This window comes from Inhella proteolytica (genome assembly GCF_016093275.1).
GTDB classification, from domain to species: domain Bacteria; phylum Pseudomonadota; class Gammaproteobacteria; order Burkholderiales; family Burkholderiaceae_C; genus Inhella; species Inhella proteolytica.
On record NZ_JAEDAK010000001.1, the window covers coordinates 51,422 to 69,446 of the forward strand.

General features: G+C 68.4%; 11 protein-coding genes. 3 read left to right on the top strand and 8 right to left on the bottom strand.

The window, feature by feature from the left end; translation table 11 throughout:
* Positions 1-84: 84 nt before the first annotated feature.
* The 8 genes from I7X39_RS00210 to I7X39_RS00245 all read right to left on the bottom strand — a co-directional run bounded on the left by I7X39_RS00210 (position 85) and on the right by I7X39_RS00245 (position 11,034).
* The gene (locus I7X39_RS00210; protein WP_198108939.1) at positions 85-819 is read right to left on the bottom strand and encodes a substrate-binding periplasmic protein; all 735 of its coding nucleotides are present in this window, start codon (positions 817-819) and stop codon (positions 85-87) included.
* A 61-nt stretch (positions 820-880) separates the two neighbouring features.
* Complete coding sequence (locus tag I7X39_RS00215; protein ID WP_198108940.1) at positions 881-1,747, bottom strand: aldo/keto reductase; 867 nt, start codon at positions 1,745-1,747, stop codon at positions 881-883.
* Entirely contained in the window at positions 1,744-4,143 is a 2,400-nt protein-coding gene (locus tag I7X39_RS00220) for an alpha-amylase family glycosyl hydrolase (RefSeq protein ID WP_198108941.1), read from the bottom strand. The genes I7X39_RS00215 and I7X39_RS00220 overlap by 4 nt, the downstream gene beginning before the upstream one ends.
* Before the next feature lie 10 nt (positions 4,144-4,153).
* A complete protein-coding gene (locus I7X39_RS00225; RefSeq protein WP_198108942.1) occupies positions 4,154-5,725 on the bottom strand; it encodes a glycoside hydrolase family 13 protein in 1,572 nt (523 codons plus the stop codon).
* A gap of 557 nt (positions 5,726-6,282) precedes the next feature.
* Positions 6,283-7,173 carry a maltose ABC transporter permease MalG gene (gene malG, locus I7X39_RS00230; RefSeq protein WP_198108943.1) on the bottom strand — a complete coding sequence of 297 codons (891 nt, stop codon included), beginning with the start codon at positions 7,171-7,173 and terminating at the stop codon, positions 6,283-6,285.
* Entirely contained in the window at positions 7,173-8,747 is a 1,575-nt protein-coding gene (malF, locus tag I7X39_RS00235; protein ID WP_198108944.1) for a maltose ABC transporter permease MalF, read from the bottom strand. The genes malG and malF overlap by 1 nt, the downstream gene beginning before the upstream one ends.
* On the bottom strand, positions 8,744-9,919 hold the full coding sequence (gene malE, locus I7X39_RS00240; protein WP_198108945.1) for a maltose/maltodextrin ABC transporter substrate-binding protein MalE: 1,176 nt from the start codon (positions 9,917-9,919) through the stop codon (positions 8,744-8,746). The genes malF and malE overlap by 4 nt, the downstream gene beginning before the upstream one ends.
* A complete protein-coding gene (locus I7X39_RS00245) occupies positions 9,916-11,034 on the bottom strand; it encodes an ABC transporter ATP-binding protein (RefSeq protein ID WP_198108946.1) in 1,119 nt (372 codons plus the stop codon). Before I7X39_RS00245 ends, malE begins: the two co-directional genes overlap by 4 nt.
* 329 nt (positions 11,035-11,363) lie before the next feature.
* On the opposite strand from I7X39_RS00245, the gene I7X39_RS00250 reads away from it, so the two are divergent.
* The 3 genes from I7X39_RS00250 to glgX are packed head-to-tail and all read left to right on the top strand — an operon-like array spanning position 11,364 to position 18,021.
* On the top strand, positions 11,364-13,802 hold the full coding sequence (locus tag I7X39_RS00250) for a glycogen/starch/alpha-glucan phosphorylase (protein ID WP_198108947.1): 2,439 nt from the start codon (positions 11,364-11,366) through the stop codon (positions 13,800-13,802).
* Positions 13,802-15,949, top strand: coding sequence for a 1,4-alpha-glucan branching protein GlgB (gene glgB / locus I7X39_RS00255; protein WP_198108948.1), 2,148 nt, complete (start codon positions 13,802-13,804; stop codon positions 15,947-15,949). The genes I7X39_RS00250 and glgB overlap by 1 nt, the downstream gene beginning before the upstream one ends.
* Positions 15,949-18,021 (top strand): glycogen debranching protein GlgX, encoded by a 2,073-nt coding sequence (gene glgX / locus I7X39_RS00260; protein WP_198108949.1) that lies wholly within the window; start codon positions 15,949-15,951, stop codon positions 18,019-18,021. Before glgB ends, glgX begins: the two co-directional genes overlap by 1 nt.
* The last annotated feature ends 4 nt before the right edge of the window (positions 18,022-18,025 follow it).

The following is an 18,025-nucleotide window of genomic DNA, read 5'->3' on the forward strand; positions in this document are numbered from 1 at the left end:
GCATCGTCTGATGGTGTGTTACGGCCATGTAACAAATTCCGACATTGGCGGTCGTTTTTGGCCGATGAACGGTACTTGCCGGGGTCAGCGCACCCCGTAGCGGGCCCAGATCCGGTCCTGGGCTCCGTTGCGCTGCAACGTGGCGTGCGCCTGCAGCAGGCGTTGACGCTCGTCCTCGCTGACGCCACTGCTGGCGGCCAGCCAGACTTCGCCGGATTCCAGCGTCAGGCCGACCTGCAGGCCGGCGGGGTCGCGGCCGCTGAGGCGGGCGTTGTAGAGATTGACGAGGTCGCCGCCGTAGATGGCGTCGGCCATGCCGTGTTCGAGCATGCGCAGCATGTCGTCCACGCTGGCGGCCTGGGCCACCCGCTCGTCGGCAAAGCCATGGCGGCGCAGCTGGGCCAGATTGGGCGAGCCGCGCAGCACCACCAGCTTGCGGCTGCGCGCCTGCTCCACCGTGTCCACCCGGGGCTCGCCGGCCCGGGTGATGAAGGCGAAGTGCTGCACATGCAGCTTCACCAGCCACTGGTACTGCGGCTCGCGCTCGGGGGTGCGCGTCAGCGGCAGGATCAGGGTGCGTGGCTGGGCCAAAGCCATCTGCATGGCGCGCGCCCAGGGGAAAAACTGCACCTTCACCGGCCAGCCGGCCTGGGCCATCAGTGCTTCGGTCAGCTCCACCAGGAAGCCCGGCCGGTCGCCCTGGCCTTCGATGGCGAAGGGCGGCAGGTCGCCGGTGACGACCTGCAGCGGCGCGGGGTCGGCCCTCAGCGCGAAGGGCAGGGCAGAGAGTCCGAGCAGCAGGTGGCGACGGTCCGGCATGGTGCGTGCGGCAATGGCAGGCACCCATTCTGGCCGCCGCAGGCCGGCGGGCTGGGGGGTCTTACACCAAGCCCGGCCAGTGGCTCCCACCCGCCGCCTGCCAGCGCTGCTGCAGGGATTGCTGCAAGTCGGCCGGCAAGGGGCCGGCTGCCAGTGCCGCCTGTGCGCTGCGAAGATTGCCCAGGCTCTTGGTACCCAGCAGCAGGCTGCTCACGCCGGGCTGGAAGGCGGCGAAGCGCAGCGCCAGCTCGGGCCAGGGCAGGCCGAAGTCGGGCAGGGCCAGGGCCTGCCAGCGGTCAAAGTAGCTGCCTTCGCAGAAGTCGTCCGGGCGCTGGGGCTTGGCCCAGGCCAGGCCGGCCAGGGCCCGCTTGACGAGCACGCCCTTGGCCGTGGGCAGCTGCGCGGCGTTGGCCCGGTCCACCAGGCTGAGGCTGCACTGCACGCTGCCAAAGCGGGCATCGGCCAGGGCGTGTGCGAGTTCGGCGTTCTCGCCCGAGTAGGCGGCCACGCGCAGCTTGCCGGCCCGTACGCAGTCGTGCAGGGCCTGCGTCACCTCGCCGCGCTGCAGCACGTCCAGCGGGCAGCTGTGCAGGTGGCCGATGTCAATCCAGTCGGTGCGCAGCAGCTTCAAGGCGCGCTCGACTCCTTGCACGATGCACTCATAGGTCCAGTCCGACACACCCTCGACGCCATAGCCGAACTTGGTGCTCAGCACGAACGCCTGGCGTCGGCCGGCCAGATGGCGGCCGATGCGCTCCTCGCTGCGGCCATAGCCGCGTGCGGTGTCGATCAGGTTGATGCCAAGGTCCAGCACGCCGTTGAGCAGGCGGCCGACTTCGGCCTCGTCTTCAAGGCCGTCGAAATGCATGGCGCCGAAGCCCAGCGGGGTGACGGCGAGGCCGGTCTGGCCGAAGGGAGTCGGGGTCATGGGATGGAGAGCAGCAGGCGGCCGAACAGCGGCGGCAGGGTCAGGGTCAGCGTGCCGTCGGGCGCGCTGCGGGGCTTGAGACTGGGGTCCAGCAGGTCTTGCCAGGGCGAGCCGGCGGGCAGTTGCAGCGTGATCTCGCGCGGCTCGCGGGCGTTGTTCATGGCCACCAGGGCCTGGGTGCTGCCCAGCGTGCGGCGCAGCACGAGCACTTCATCCGTCAGCAGCAGCGGCGCCTCGAGCGTGCCGCGGCGCAGCACGGCGTGCTGGTGGCGCAGGGCCAGCAGACGCTGGAACTCGGCGCGCAGCGTCAGGTCGGGCTGGCCGCCTTCGTCCGCCCAGGGGTAGGGGGCGCGGTTGTAGGGGTCGTCGCCACCGCCTGCGCCCACCTCGTCACCGTAGTAGACGGTGGGGGCGCCGGGGAAGCCGACCTGGAACAGCAGCGCGAGCTTCAGGCGCTGCTTCGCTTCGGCCAGCTTGACCGGGTCCTCGGCGGCGTCGGTGTGCGGGTTGCCGTGGATGCCGAAGTGGTGCAGCGCGCGCGCCTGGTCATGGGTGGAGAGCAGGTTCATGTTGGCGTGCAGCATGGGCGCGGGGTAGGCCTCGCGCGTCAGCTCCAGGCTGGGGATGATCTGCCGCGCCTTGCCGCCGGCCGCGTAGTCGAGCACGGCGTTGCGGAAGATGTAGTTCATCGTCGAGTCGAACTGGTCGCCGAGGAAGTACTTGCTGGCGTCGAACCAGGTCTCGGCCACGGTCAAGGCGTCCGGCTTCGTCTGCTTGACGGTGGCCGACCACTCGCGCCAGAAGTCGTCCGGCACCCAGGGCGCCACGTCCATGCGCCAGCCACTGGAGCCGGCCTTCAGCCAGCGGCGCGTCACCGAGTCGGCATCGCGGTAGGCAAAGCGGCGCCAGGCCTCGCTGGCCTTGTTGAGCTCGGGCAGGTCCTTCACGCCCACCCAGCCCTGGTACTGGTCGTTCGGGTCGGTCTTGCTGGTGTCGAACAGGAACCAGTCGTAGTAGGGGCTCTGCGGGTTGGGCTTGCCGCCGGCAAATGCACCTGTCTTGCCGCCGAAGTTGCCAAAGCGGTCGAAGTAGGGCGAGTCCGAGCCCACATGGTTCAGCGAGGTGTCCAGGATCACGCGCAGGCCGCGCTTCTTGGCCTCGCGCGCCAGGCGCTCGAAGTCGGCATTGGTACCGAAGCCGGGGTCGATGCGGTGGTAATCGCCGGTGTCGTACTTGTGGTTGCTGGCTGCCTGGAACACCGGGGTCATGTAGATCGTGTTGGCGCCCAGGGCCCGGATGTCGTCGAGCTTCTCGATGACGCCGGCGAGGTCGCCGCCGAAGAAGTCGTTGTTGTGCACCGCGTCACCCGCCTCACCGGGGCGATGGGGCCGCTCCAGCCAGCGCGCGTGGCGCTCGATGTCATGGGTCTGGTAGCGCTGGCGGCCGGGCTGCGGGTCGTTGGCCTTGTTGCCGTTGCGGAAGCGCTCAGGGAAGACGTAGTAGTAGACGACGTCGGCTGCCCAGTCGGGCACGCGCAGGTCCTTCAAGTGGATGGTCTGGCGGTAGCGGCGCACCTTGGCCAGGTTCTCAGGCAGGCGCTCCACCACGCCCGGGCCCATGCTGCCGCGCTCGCGCGTCCAGTAGACGCTGTCCTTGTTGTTCTGCAGCGCGTAGCGACCTTGGCTCGTCTCAACCTCGAACCAGTACCCGTAGACGCCGATGTCGGCGAAGCGGTACTCGCCCTCGAAGCGGCTGCCCTCACCGTGCGGCTTGGGCTGCAGGGCCACGCGCGCCAGCGGCTCGTAGTGCAGGCGTTCCTGGTTGCCCTCCAGGTGGCGGCGCTCCACCACCAGGTGCACCGCCCGCAGCCCCGGCACCTCGGCCGTGACGGCGAAGCGCAGCGTGCTGCCCAGGGGCTGGGCGCCGAAGGGGGACTTGTGCGCGAGCTGGCGCGAGTCGAAGCGCAGGCTCAGGGCCACGGGGTCGGTGATGGGCGCCAGCACCACGTCCGGCGCCGTCTTCGGGCCCAGCTGCAGCTGCGGTCGGCCTTCGGCGTCAAAGCGCAGGCTCAGCGTGTGCTCGCCCTCGAACTGCCGCACCAGGTTCGCGTGGCCGCCCTGGGCCACGGTGGCCGGTGCGCCCTGGGCATTGGCCGCCACGATGCTGGCGGGACTCCAGTCGGCGTCGGCAATCTTGAACTCGTGCCGGTTGTTGAGCTGCAGGTTCAGCACCCAGGCGTCGCAATGCCAGCGGAACTGGTAGTCCTCCAGCGCGGCCCAGTTGTTCATGCTGCCGCGCAGGAACAGTTCGGGCGCGGGCTTGGGGGCGGGGCGGCAGTCGGCGTGGGCGTTCATGCCAAGCAGGCTGCTGAGCAGCAGGATGAAGAGGACTCGCATCGATGTTGGCTCACTGCACTCGTTTGTAGGCGCTGTAACCGCCGCCGGGGCTCAGCTCGGGGATGAGGACTCGCACCTCGTGCGGCGCCAGCGTGAGGTGCAGCAGGCCGTTGCTGATCTGGGTCTTCTGCCCCGTCAAGGGGTCCACCAACATCCAGATGTTCATCAGCTTGGAGTTGCCCAGCATCACGGTCTCGGTCACCGTTTCCTTGGCCGGGTTGGCGACCACGATCACGGTGTCGCGCGCGCGGTCGGTGTGGCGCTCGAAGGCGAAGAGGCGCTCGGCGGTGACGGGGCGGTAGTCGCCCACGCGCAGTGCACGCTGCGCCTTGCGCAGGGCGATGAGCTTCTTGGTCCAGGCGTAATCCGGGTTGTCGTCGCGCACCTGGTCCCAGCGCATCGGGGCGCGCATCTCGGGGTCGTCGCCGCCGCTCATGCCGAGCTCGCTGCCGTAGTACAGATGGGGCGCGCCGGGCAGGGTGAACTGCAGCAGCTGCGCGAGGCGTCGCCGGGCGGGGTCGGGCAGGGCGGTGGCCAGGCGCGGGGTGTCGTGGTTGTCGAGCATCAGCCAGCTCTTGAGCAGGTTGTCGACACCGCTCTCCGCCACCATGCGGTCCACCATGCGCTGGGCCAGGGCGGGCGCCAGGCGGCCATCGGCCAGGCGCAGCAGGATCTCGCGCAGCGTGAAGTTCATGACGCCGTCCACCGCCGGGAACCATTCCTTCGGGTAGTTGGCGATCTCGCCCACCACCAGGGAGCCGGGCTTCTCGGCGTGCGCGGCTTGCGTGAGCCCGAGCAGGAACTCGAAGCCCATGTCCACTGCCACGTCCAGGCGCCAGCCGTCTACCCCTTCGCGCAGGTAGCTGCGCACCACGGAGTCCTTGGCGCGGAACACATGGTCCTGCACGGCGGGGAGCTCCAGGTTCAGCTCGGGCAGGTTCTCGGCCAGCCACCAGATGCGCGTGCCGCTCTGGTACTGCGGCCCGAAGTAGAACCAGTCGCGCCAGGGGCTCTTCGGGTTGGCCTCGGCGTCCTTGAACTTCGGGGCGTTGCGGCCCATGTGGTTGAACACGCCGTCCAGCACCAGCTTCATGCCGCGCGCGTGCAGGTTCTGCGCCAGCGCCTTCACATCCGCGCGCGTGCCGAACTCGGGTGAGACGGCCTGGTAGTCGAAGGCGTCGTACTTGTGGTTCGTGTACGCAAGGTGGATGGGGTTCAGGTAGAGCACATCCGCGCCGAGCTGCTGCACATGGTCCAGCTTGGCCGTGAGGCTTTGCAGGTCGCCGCCCCAGAACTCGATCTCATGGCTCCAGAGCTTGGCCTCAGGCAGGTACTGGCCGCGCTTGGGGGTCTCGTCCCAACGGCGCAGGATCTTGGGCGCGGGGTAGAGGGGGCGCTTGGCGTCCAGGTTGGCGGGTGGGGCGAAGCGGTCCGGCAGCACCTGGTAGACGATGGCGCCGTTGCGCCAGTCTTTCTCGCGGGCGTCGAAGCGGCCTTTGAGTTCGGCGTCGAACTTGTTGGCGGGGGCGCCGATGGCACCGCTTGAACATGCGAAAGCTAGGGCGGCCAGGATCGTCTTCATGGTCTCGTTCACTCCGAAAGACCCCGCCGGGATTCCGCCCCGGCTGGCGGGTCACTTTCTTTGCTGCGCCAAAGAAAGTGACCAAAGAAAGGCGCTGAATGCGCACAGTCGCCCTAGGGGCGAACTGTGATGGCGGTGCTTGGACTCACACTGACGCGAGCCCTCATATGACTTCGACGGTCAGGACGACGAAGGCGCCCGGAGTGCCGGTCGTCCCGGGCAGCGAGGACCATGGCCTCCGAGCGACGAAGAACAGAGCCCCAATCAGCGCCCAGCCAAGCCAAACCACTCGTTGGGGGTCCATTCATCGCAGAGAGCCCGAGATGGCTTGCGGTGGTCTAGTCGGCCGGTACTCCGGCCAGCTTAGTGCCCGGGTTTTGGCAGTCCCAGAAGGGGTGTGGGAGCCATGTGAGCCAGCCGTGCAGTCGCGGCCGGCCCGAAGCCGGCTGCGTGCATTCAGCGCCTTTCTTTGCCCCGCGTTTCTTTGGCAAGACAAAGAAATGCGGGTCGGGGTGCAGGGGTTGAAGACCCCTGCGGGCTGCATCGAATGCACGCAATCACCCCTTCACGCCACCCGCCGTCAAACCAGAAACGATCCACCGCTGCGCCATCAAAAACACGAGCGTGATCGGCAATCCCGACAACACCGCCGCCGCCGCGAAATCACCCCACAAGAAGCGCTGATCGTTCAGGTAGTACTTCGAGCCCACCGCCAGCGTGAGGTTCGATTCCTCGCGCAGCAGCACCGAAGCCACCGGGTAGTCAATGATGGTGCCGATGAAGGCCAGCACGAACACCACCACCAGGATGGGCACGGCCATCGGCAGCAGCACATGGCGGAAGGCCTGCCAATGCGTGGCACCGTCCACCTTGGCGTTCTCCTCGATCTCCACCGGGATGGTCTCGAAGTAGCCCTTGATGGTCCAGATGTGGGTGGCCACGCCGCCCAGGTAGGCCACGATCAGGCCCGCATGGGTTTCCACGCCCAGCCAAGGGATGTAGGCGCCGATGGTCTCGAAGATCGCGAAGATCGCCACCAGGGCCAGCACCACCGGGAACATCTGCAGCAGCAGCATGCTGGACAGCAGGCCTTGCTTGAAGGGGAACTTCAGGCGCGCGAAAGCGTAGGCGGCGGTGGTGGAGATCATCACGATCAGCGCGGCCGAAATCGTCGCCACCTTGATCGAGTTCCACAGCCAGCGCAGCACCGGGAAGGGGGGCTGCACCAGGGCGCCGTCCGGGCCCTGGAAGGAAATGCCGAGCGCCAGCTTCCAGTGCTCCAGGCTGATCTCGGTGGGGATCAAGCTGCCGGTGGCGAAGTTGCCGGGGCGCAGCGAGATGCTCACCACGGCCAGCAGCGGGAAGAGCGTGACGGCGATCAGCACCCACAGAAAGGCGTGGGCGGCGAAGGTGCGCCATTTCTGGTTCTTGCTTTGGACGATGGCCATCACTTCGCTCCCTGGTTGGCGCGGGTGAGCCGCAAATTGATGATCGACAGCACGGCTACCAGCACAAAGATCAGCGTCGAGATCGCCGCAGCAAGGCCGAAGTCCTGGCCCGAATCGCGGAAGGCGATGCGGTAGGTGTAGGAGACCAGGATGTCGGTCTGCCCGGCTGGGATCTTGGTGTTGAGGAAGTCCGGTCGCCCGTCGGTCAGCAGCGCGATCAGCACGAAGTTGTTGAAGTTGAACGCGAAGGCGCTCACCAGCAAGGGCATCAGCGGCTTGACGATCTGCGGCGCTGTGATCTTGAAGAAGTTCGTCAGCGGCCCGGCGCCGGCCAGCGCGCTGGCCTCATACAGATCGGCGGGGATGGCCTTCAGCAGGCCGGCGCAGATCAGCATGATGTAGGGGTAGCCCAGCCAGGTGTTGACGATCAGGATCATCGACTTGGCCAGGAAGGGGTCGGCAAACCAGGCCGGCTTGATGCCGAAGAGGGCGTCGAGGATGGCGTTGATCTCGCCGAAGTTCTGGTTGAACAGGCCCTTGAACACCAGGATGGAAATGAAGCCCGGCACCGCATAAGGCAGGAAGAGCAGGGTGCGGTAGGTGGTGCGGTAGCGCAGCCCCTCCCAGTTCAGCAGCACGGCCAGGCCCATGCCCACGGCGGTGGTGAAGACCACGGTGAGCAGGGCGAACACCACGGTCCAGATGAAGATGGACACGAAGGGGCCGCGGAAGTCGGTGTCACCAAAGAGGCGGGCGTAGTTCTTCCAGCCCACCGCCACCTTGAAGCCGGGCTGCAGGCGCTCACCGGCGGCGTTCTCGAAGAAGCCGGTGTCGCGGTTCGGGGCGTAGCGGGTGCCGGTGGCGGTTTCGGTGACGGAGCCGTCCGGGTTGGCCGTCCACACCGGTTGCCGCGGCGCGAAGGCGCGCACGCCCACGTAGTGCAGCAGCGGGCCGCCTGCGGTGGGGGCATCGGGCAGCTGCAGGGCCAGTTGGCGCAGCACCGCGCGGTGTTCCAGCACGTCCTTCAGGCCGAGTGCCTGGGCGACCGCAAAGCTGGCCTCGGCGGGGGTCTTCATCGTGATGACGGGCGGCAGCTTGGCCGTGCGCAGGGCCAGCGGGCCGGACACGTAGGCCGGCGCGCCGTCCACCGTGCGGCGCAGCACCAGACGGAACTCCTGGCCATCGGCGTGCAGCTCGCTGATCAGGGCCTGGTCTTCGTCGTGCGCGGTCTGCTTGAGCAGGTAGTCGCGCGAGCGCTCCTCGGTCAGCAGGTTGCTGCTGGAGTAGTTCGTGAAGCCCAGCTGCGCCGTGTACAGCAGCGGAAAGGCCACGAACAGCAGCATGCCGGCCACGCCCGGGAACAGGTAGCGGTAGGCGAAGCTGACGTTGGTGCCGTAGATGACGAAGGCGCTGGCGAACAGGGTCAGCAGGCCCAGGCCCAGCAGGTACTGACCGGTGGCGACGACGCTGAACACCAGGTAGAGCGAAGCCAGCGCGGCGGCGCCGGTGAGCAACCAGCGGGCCCAGGCGGGCAGGCCGGTGGCGGGGCGGGGCAGGGTGGCGGCGCTGTTCATCGGACCACCTTCATGCGGGCAGCGGCGCCGTCCAGCGCATCTTTGGGGGATTGAAGGCCGTTCGTGATGGCCTCCAGCGCCGCGTCCATCGCGGTCCAGAAGCGGCCCACCTCGGGGATGTTGGGCACGGGGCGGCCGGTGCGGGCGTTTTCCATGGTGGCGCGGATGGCGGGGTCGGCCGCCAGTTCGGCGTAGAAGGCCTTGTTGGCCGGCACGCCCAGGGGCACGTCGGCGTTGATGACCTTGAGCTGCTCGGGGCGCAGCAAGTGGTTTTCCAGGAACTCGCGCGCCACGTCTTCGAGCTTGGAGCTGGCGCTGACCATGCAGCCCAGCACGCCCACGAAGCTCTGGCTGGGCTGGCCGGGCACCACGGCGGGGATGGGCGCGACGCCGAAATTGATCTTGGCGCGGCGCGCGTTGTCCCAGGCCCACGGGCCGCTGACCATCATGGCCACGCTGCCGCGCGCGAAGCCCGCTTCCATCTCGGCATAGCGCGCGCCCTTGGGCATCACGCCGGTCTTGATGAGGCGGTCCAGCATCTCGGCCCCCTTCACGGCGCCGGGGGTGTTGACGCCCACCTGGCTGGCGTCGAAGTCACCCTTGGGGTTCTTGCCGAACACGAAACCGCCCGCACCGGCCAGCATGGGCCAGCTGAAGAAGCTCTTGTTGAAGTCCCACAGGATGGCTTTCTTGCCCTGCTTGGCGAGCTTGGCATCCAGCTCGATGACTTCGTCGAAGCTGGCCGGCGGCACCGCCACCAGGTCCTTGTTGTAGATCAGGCCATTGGCCTCGATGGCGATGGGGTAGCCCCAGAGCTTGCCGTTGTAGCGAAAGGCCTCCCAGGCGCTGGGTTCGATTTCTTCACGGATGCTCTTGGCCGGGCGCAGCGGCACGATCAGGCCGGCCTTGGCCCACTCGCCCACGCGGTCGTGCGGCCAGCAGAAGATGTCTGGGCCTTTGCCCGCTCCAACCGCCTGCTGGAACTTTTCGGGCGCACCTTCGGGGTGCTGCACGTCTACCTTGACGCCGCTGAGCTTGGTGAAGGCATCCCCTACGCGCTGCAGGCCGTTGTAGCCCTTGTCGCCATTGATCCACACCAGCAGCTTGAGCGGTTCGGCTTGCACCGCGGGCAGGGCGGCGGCCAGTGCGGCCGCAAGCAAGAGGCGCTTCATGCGGCCGCCTGCTCGTGGCGGGCGCCCAGGCGGGGGAAGGCCTGGCCCTGGGCGTCGAACAGGTAGGCGGCGTCGGCCGGCAGGTGCAGCTTCAACTCTTGCCCACTGCGGATGCGCGAGCGGCCGTCGAACTCGCAGGTCAGCGCGTCTTCCACGCCCGGGTAGGCGCAGTAGGCGAAGGTGGCGCCGCCGAGCGACTCCACGAAGGTCACCGTGGCCGAGAGCATGTTCGATTCGCTGGGCTGCAGCGTGAAGTGCTCGGGGCGCACGCCCAAGCAGACCTTGTCGCCGGGCTTGGCGCGGCTGGCGTCCACATGCGCTTCGATGAGGGCGCCGCTGGCGAGACGCACCATGGCGCGCAGGTCGTTGCCGCTCACCAGCTCGGCCTCGATGAAGTTCATCTTCGGGCTGCCGATGAAGCCGGCCACGAACAGATTGCAGGGGTGCTCGTACAGCTCCAACGGGCTGCCCACCTGCTCGATCTTGCCGGCGCTCAGCACCACGATGCGGTCGGCCAGGGTCATGGCCTCGACCTGGTCGTGCGTCACGTAGACCATGGTGGTCTTCAGGTCCTCATGCAGCTTGGCGAACTCGTAGCGCATGCGCACGCGCAGCGCCGCGTCCAGGTTCGAGAGCGGTTCGTCGAACAGGAACACCTCGGGTTTGCGCACGATGGCGCGGCCGATGGCGACGCGCTGGCGCTGGCCGCCGGATAGGTCCTTGGGCTTGCGGTCCAGCAGGTGGTCGATGTGCAGGATCTTGGCCGCGTGCCGCACCGAGCGCTCGATCTCGTCCTTGGGTACCTTGGCCAGCTTCAACCCGAACGCCATGTTGTCGTACAGGTTCATATGCGGGTACAGCGCATAGCTCTGGAACACCATGGCGATGCCGCGCTCGGCGGGCGGCACGTCATTCACCAGCCGGCCGCCGATGCGCAACTCGCCGCCGGTGATGTCTTCCAGGCCGGCGATGGTGCGCAGCAGGGTGCTCTTGCCGCAGCCCGAGGGGCCGACGAAGACCATGAATTCGCCGTCACGGATCTCCAGGTCAATGCCATGCAGGATGCGCACGTCGCCGTAGGCCTTGGTCACTCCTTTGAACTGCACATCCGCCATCGTGGTCTCCGTGGGCGCTGGTACGGGGGTGCGCCGCTTGTTGGTGGGGCCAATATACCGAGGCAAATGTAGTTTCACAACATTGGCAACCCGTAGTCTCCGCGCTGCATCCATACAGACTCTGTGAGAGATGCTGGCAAAATCCGGGTTATCCCGATGTAGTCAAACTACACGCGGCGCGACGACTCGGCGATACTGAGTCCACGCCGCCGCGGCTTGCTGCGTCCTGAGTGCAGGGTGCGCGCGCCGCGGTGATCTTGCCCACGGCCCCGCTGCAAGCGATAGGGGCCTTCACGCGGTTGAACCCCATGCACGTGACGACGGCCCCTATGTCCACCACCCAGCGCACCCGCCTGCAATCGGCCTTCAAGTCCGCCCTGGCCGCCGAACTGGCCCAGGCTCCCTTGGACCGCGACAGCGCGCTGCGCGCCGCCGCCACGGCCTGTCGCAGTGTGTTGGCCGAGCGCTGGGCCAAGACCCAGGCGCAGGACGCCAAGCGCGGCGCCAAAGCCAAGACGCGCCGCGTGCACTACCTCTCGATGGAATTCCTGATGGGCCGCGCGCTGCACAACGCGCTCGCCGCCCTGGGCCTGACGGACACCCTGGCCGAAGCCCTGGCGCCGCTGGGCCTGCAACTGGCCGACGTGCTGGAGCGCGAGCCCGACGCCGCGCTGGGCAATGGCGGACTGGGCCGCCTGGCCGCCTGTTTCCTGGATTCTTTTGCCGAACTGGGCCTGCCCAGCTTCGGCTACGGCCTGCGCTACCAGTTCGGCATGTTTGCCCAGGGCATCACCGAGGGCCGCCAGGTGGAGCGCCCGGACGATTGGCTGCGCCTGGGTACGCCCTGGGAGCAGCCGCGCCCCGAGTGCCGCTACACGGTGCGCTTCGGCGGCCGCGTGGTGGTCGAAGGCGGCCAGCGCCGCTGGGTGGGGGGCGAGGAGGTGGTGGCGCAGGCTTTTGACTTCATCGTGCCCGCGCACCACAGCGAGCGCGTCTCCACCCTGCGCCAGTGGCAGGCCAGCTCGGTCAAGCCGATCGACTTCGAGGCCTTCTGCCGCGGTGACTACGAGGGCGCGAACCGCCACCGCGTGGCGGCCGAGGCGCTGAACTGGGTGCTCTACCCGGACGACAGCACCGACGCCGGCCGCGAACTGCGCCTGAAGCAGGAGGCCTTCCTGGTCAGCGCTTCGCTGCAGGATCTGATCGCGCGCCACTTGCGCGAGTTCGGCAGCCTGCAGGGCCTGGGCCGCGCCAACGCCATCCACCTGAACGACACCCACCCGGCCCTGGCGCCCGCCGAGCTGATGCGCCTGCTGCTGGACGAGCATGGCCTGAGCTGGGACGAGGCCTGGGCGATCACCCGCCAGGCGGTGAGCTACACCAACCACACCCTGATGCCCGAGGCGCTGGAAACCTGGCCGCTGCGCATGTTCGAAGCGCTGCTGCCGCGCCATCTGGAAATCATTTACGAGATCAACCAGCGCTTCCTGGATGGCGTGAAGGCGCAACTCCCCGGAGACACCGCGCTGCTGCGCCGCGTCTCGCTGATCGACGAGGGCCCCGAGCATGGCGGCGGCGAGCGCCGCGTGCGCATGGCCGCGCTGGCCGTGGTGGCCTCGCACCGCGTCAACGGCGTGGCCCAGCTGCACTCGGACCTGTGCGTGCAGACCATCTTTGCCGACTACGCCCGCCTCTTCCCGCAGCGCTTCCACAACGTCACCAACGGCGTGACGCCGCGCCGCTGGCTGATGCAGGCCAACCCCGGCTTCTCGGCCCTGCTGGACGAGACCCTGGGCGAGGGCTGGCGCACCGACCTGGGCGAGCTGGCCAAGCTGAAGAAGAAGGCCGGTCAGGCCAAGCTGCAAAAGGCCTTCCTGGCCGTCAAGCAGGCCAACAAGGACAAGCTCGCAGCGCGCATCCGCCAGGAGCTCGGTCTGGTCGTCAACCCGACCAGCCTCTTCGATGTGCAGATCAAGCGCATCCACGAATACAAGCGCCAGCTGCTCAACATCCTGCACGTCATCGCGCGCTACCAGGCCATCGTGGCCAATCCTCAAGCGGATTGGGTGCCGCGCACGGTCGTGATCGCCGGCAAGGCCGCCTCGGCCTATCACATGGCCAAGCTCATCATCCAGCTGGCGCATGACGTGGCCCGCGTGGTGAACAGCGACCCGCGCGTGGGCGACAAACTCAAGCTCGCCTTCCTGCCCAACTACGGCGTCAGCCTGGCCGAGACCATCATCCCGGCTGCGGACCTCTCCGAGCAGATCTCCACCGCCGGCACCGAGGCCAGTGGCACCGGCAACATGAAGTTCGCCCTGAATGGCGCCTGCACCATCGGCACCTGGGACGGCGCCAACATCGAGATGGCCCAGCACATGGGCGTGGATGAGATGTTCGTCTTCGGCCTGCGCACCGAGGCCGTCGAGAAGATCAAGGCCCTGGGCTACGACCCGCGCCTGTACGTGGAAGAGAACCGCCAGCTCAAGGCCGTCATCGACGCCCTGGGCGACGGCAGCTTTGCCAACGGCGACACCCAGCGCTACCGCGCCATCGTCGACAAGCTGCTGCAGGTGGACAACTACCTGCTGATGGCCGACTTTGCCGACTATGTGGCCACTCAAGGCCGGGTGGACGAAGCCTTCCGCGACCGTGCGGCCTGGGCCGAGCGGGCGCTGAAGAACGTGGCCGGCATGGGCTGGTTCTCTTCGGACCGCACGATTGCCGAGTACGTCGAGCGCGTCTGGTCGGTCGATTCCTTGGCCTGATGCTTTCCGCCGCCGCGCTCGAGGCCCTGCAGCAGGGCCGCCATGGCGACCCCTTCGCCGTGCTGGGCCCGCACGCGGAAGCGGGCGCAGTGTGGCTGCGCGCCTTCCTGCCCGGTGCGCTGCAGGTGCAGGTGCGGCTGCCGGGCGCGGTGCTGGAGTTGCCCCGGCGCGAGGGCAGCGATCTGTTCGAGGCCGCGCTTCCGGCCCACCCCGGGGCGGACTACCTGCTCCAGGTGCGCTGGTTTGACGGCAGCGAATCCACCCAGGCCGACCCCTACGCCTTCGGTGCGCTGCTCAGCGATGCCGATCTGGAGCGGCTGCGCGACGGCAATGAGCCGCGCGCGCATGAGCTGCTGGGCGCGCACCCGCTCACGCTGCAAGGCGTGGCGGGCGTGCGCTTTGCCGTCTGGGCGCCAAACGCGCAGCGGGTGTCGGTCGTCGGCCCCTTCAATGGCTGGGATGGCCGCCGCCATCCCATGCGCCTGCGCCACGCCGCGGGCGTGTGGGAGCTCTTCATCCCCGGCCTGCAGCGCGGCGATCTGTACAAGTTCGAGCTGCGCACCCATGAGGGCGTGTTGCTGCCGCTCAAGGCCGACCCCTACGCCTTTGCCGCCGAGCTGCGCCCGGCTACCGCCTCCAAGGTGCAGGGCCTGCCGGCGCCACGCGCCTTGCCACCCGAGCGCGCCGCGGCCAACCGGCGCGACGCCCCGATCTCGGTCTACGAGGTGCACCCCGCCAGCTGGCAGGCGCCCAGCGGGCGCTTTCCCACCTGGGATGAACTGGCTGCCACGCTGATCCCCTACGTGCAGGGCCTGGGCTTCACGCATCTGGAGCTGTTGCCCATCAGCGAGCACCCCTTCGACGGCTCCTGGGGCTACCAGACCCTCGGTCTCTTCGCCCCCACGGCGCGCTTCGGCCCGCCCGAGGGCTTCGCGCGCTTCGTGCAGGCCTGCCATGCCGCGGGCCTGGGTCTGCTGCTGGACTGGGTGCCCGCGCACTTCCCCATGGACGCCCATGGCCTGGCGCGCTTCGACGGCACGGCGCTGTTCGAGTACGCCGACCCGAAAGAGGGCTTCCACCGCGACTGGAACACCCTGATCTACAACTTCGGCCGTGCCGAGGTGCGCGCCTTCCTGACCAGCAGCGCGCTCTACTGGGTGGAGCACTTCGGCGTGGATGGCCTGCGCGTGGATGCGGTGGCCTCGATGCTCTACCGCGACTACTCGCGCCCCTATGGCGAGTGGGTGCCCAACCATGAGGGTGGGCGCGAGAACCTCGAAGCCATCAGCCTGCTCAAGCATGTGAACGAGCAGGTCAGCCTGGCCGGCGGCATCACCGTGGCGGAGGAGAGCACCGCTTTTCCTGGCGTCAGCCGGCCCACCTATGAGGGCGGCCTGGGCTTCCACTTCAAGTGGAACATGGGCTGGATGAACGACACCCTGCGCTACATGCACCAGGACCCGGTGCACCGGCGCTGGAACCATGGCCAGATGAGCTTCGGCCTCGTCTACGCCTTCAGCGAGAACTTCATGCTGCCGCTCAGCCACGACGAGGTGGTGCACGGCAAGGGCTCGCTGCTGGACAAGATGCCGGGTGATGACTGGCAACAGTTCGCCAACCTGCGCGCCTATTACGGCTTCATGTGGGGCCACCCCGGCAAGAAGTTGCTCTTCATGGGCCAGGAATGGGGAACGCGCGGCGAGTGGAACCTGGAGGCTGGCCTGCCCTGGTCTCAAGCCCAGGAGCCCGCGCACGCCGGCGTGCGCCGCCTCGTGCAGGACCTGAATGCGCTGTACCGCGCCGAGCCGGCGCTGCACCGCCTCGACTGCGAATCTGCCGGCTTCGAGTGGCTGGTGGCGGACGACGCCGACAACTCCGTGCTGGCCTGGCTGCGCCACGATGGCCAGGGCCGCATGATGATGGTGGTGTGCAACCTCACCCCCGTGCCGCGCGAGGGCTACCGCATCGGTTGCCCGGGCGCCGCCTGGCGCGAGCGGCTCAACACCGACAGCGAACATTACGGCGGCAGCAACCTCGGCGATGGCAGCGGCCCGCTGACTGTCGAGCCCATCCCCGCCCATGGCCGCAGCCACAGCCTGGCGCTGACGCTGCCCCCGCTGGCCACTCTTTTTCTCTCACCCTGCTGATGCGCCTGCCCGACCAGCTCCAACCCGGCCGCGTGGCCCCCCTGGGCAGCGCGACGCGCGATGGCGGCGTGAACTTCGCGGTGTTCTCCGAGCACGCCACCGCCATCGAGGTCTGCCTGTTCGATGCCGAGGGCCAGCGCGAGCTGCGCCGCTACCCGCTGCATGGCCCCGAGGACGGCATCTGGCACGGCTTCCTGCCTGGAGCCAGGGCAGGGCTGGTCTACGGCCTGCGCGCCCACGGGCCCTACGAGCCCGAGCGCGGCCACCGCTTCAATCCGCACAAGCTGCTGCTGGACCCGCAGGCGCGCGAGATCGTCGGCCGCTTCGGCTGGCGCGCCGAGCACCATGGCTATGTGTTGGGCGACCCGGAAGGCCCGCGCAGCTTCGACGCGCGCGACAACGCCCTGCATGCGCTGAAGGCCCGCGTGGCCGCCGCGCTGCCCGGCCCCGACCCGCGCGCCAACGCCCCGCACCACGCCACCGCCGATCTGGTGATCTACGAAGTCCACGTCAAGGGCTTCACGCGCCAGCTGCAGGCGGTGCCCGAGGCCCTGCGCGGCACCTACGCCGGGCTGGCCCACCCCGCGGCCATCGCGCACCTGAAGCGCCTGGGCGTCAACGCCGTCGAGCTGCTGCCCATCCACTACGCCATCGACGAACCGCATCTGGCCGACAAGGGCCTGCCCAATTACTGGGGCTACAACTCGCTCGGTTTCTTCTGCCCCGACCCGCGCTGGGCGCACGCCAAGGACCCGGCCGACATCCGCGCCGAGTTCCGCGCCATGGTGCAGGCCCTGCATGCCGCGGGCATCGAGGTGCTGCTCGATGTGGTCTACAACCACACGCCCGAAGGCAACGAGTTCGGCCCCACGCTGCACTTCCGTGGCCTGGACAACCGCGCCTACTACCACCTGCAGCCCGACGACCCCTCTCGTTGCGAAAACTGGACCGGCTGCGGCAACACCCTGAACTGCGCCCACCCGCGCGTGGCCCAGCTGGTGCTGGATTCGCTGCGCTGCTGGGTCCAGGAATACGGCGTCGATGGCTTCCGCTTTGACCTGGCCCCGGTGCTGGGCCGCACGAAGCAGGGGGGCTATGACCCGCAGGCGGCCTTCTTTACCGCGCTGCGCCAGGACCCGGTGCTGGGCGCCGTGCACCTGATTGCCGAGCCCTGGGACGCCGGGCCGAACGGCTACCAGGTGGGCCACTTCCCGGGCCGCTTCCTGGAGTGGAACGACAAGTACCGCGACGCCGCGCGGGGCTATTGGCTCAACACCGGCGTGAGCCGCGGCGAATTCGCGCGCCGCTTTGCCGCCTCCAGCGATGTCTTTCACCACGGCGGGCGCCGGCCCACCGCCAGCGTCAACTTCGTCAGCTGCCACGACGGCTTCACGCTGCGCGACCTGCTCAGCTACAGCCGCAAGCACAACCACGCCAATGGCGAGGACAACCGCGACGGGCGCGACAACGAGCTCTGCGCCAACCTGGGCGTGGAAGGGCCGACCGACGACGCGGCCGTGACCGAAACGCGCCGCCGCCTGCAGCGCGCCCTGCTGGCCACGCTGGCCTTTTCGCAGGGCACGCCGATGCTCAATGCCGGCGACGAGCTGGGCAACACCCAGGGCGGCAACAACAACGCCTACTGCCAGGACAACCCGACCACCTGGCTGGACTGGCCGGGCGCCGACGCGGAGCTGATCGACTTCGTGGGCCGCTGCTTCGCGCTGCGCGCCGAACTGCCCCTGCTGCGCCACACGCGCTGGTTCAGCGGCCCGGGCGCGGGCCAGGCCCATGTGCACTGGCTGCGCGCCGATGGCGGCGAAATGCAGGCCAGCGATTGGCAGGTGGGCGGGGAGGGCGCGTTTGCCTGCGCCCTGCATGCCGGGCCGATGCCTTGTGAGCGGCTGCTGCTGTGCTTCAACCCGGAAGGGGAGTCGCGGCGCTTTGTGTTGCCGGCGGGAGGCTGGGAGCTGCTGCTTGACTCCAGCGCGTGCTCGCGCGCCAGTGGCGGCGCTGTGGACGTTGCCGGGCACTCCCTGGTGCTGCTGCGGGGCATCGACGCCAAGAATTGAACCG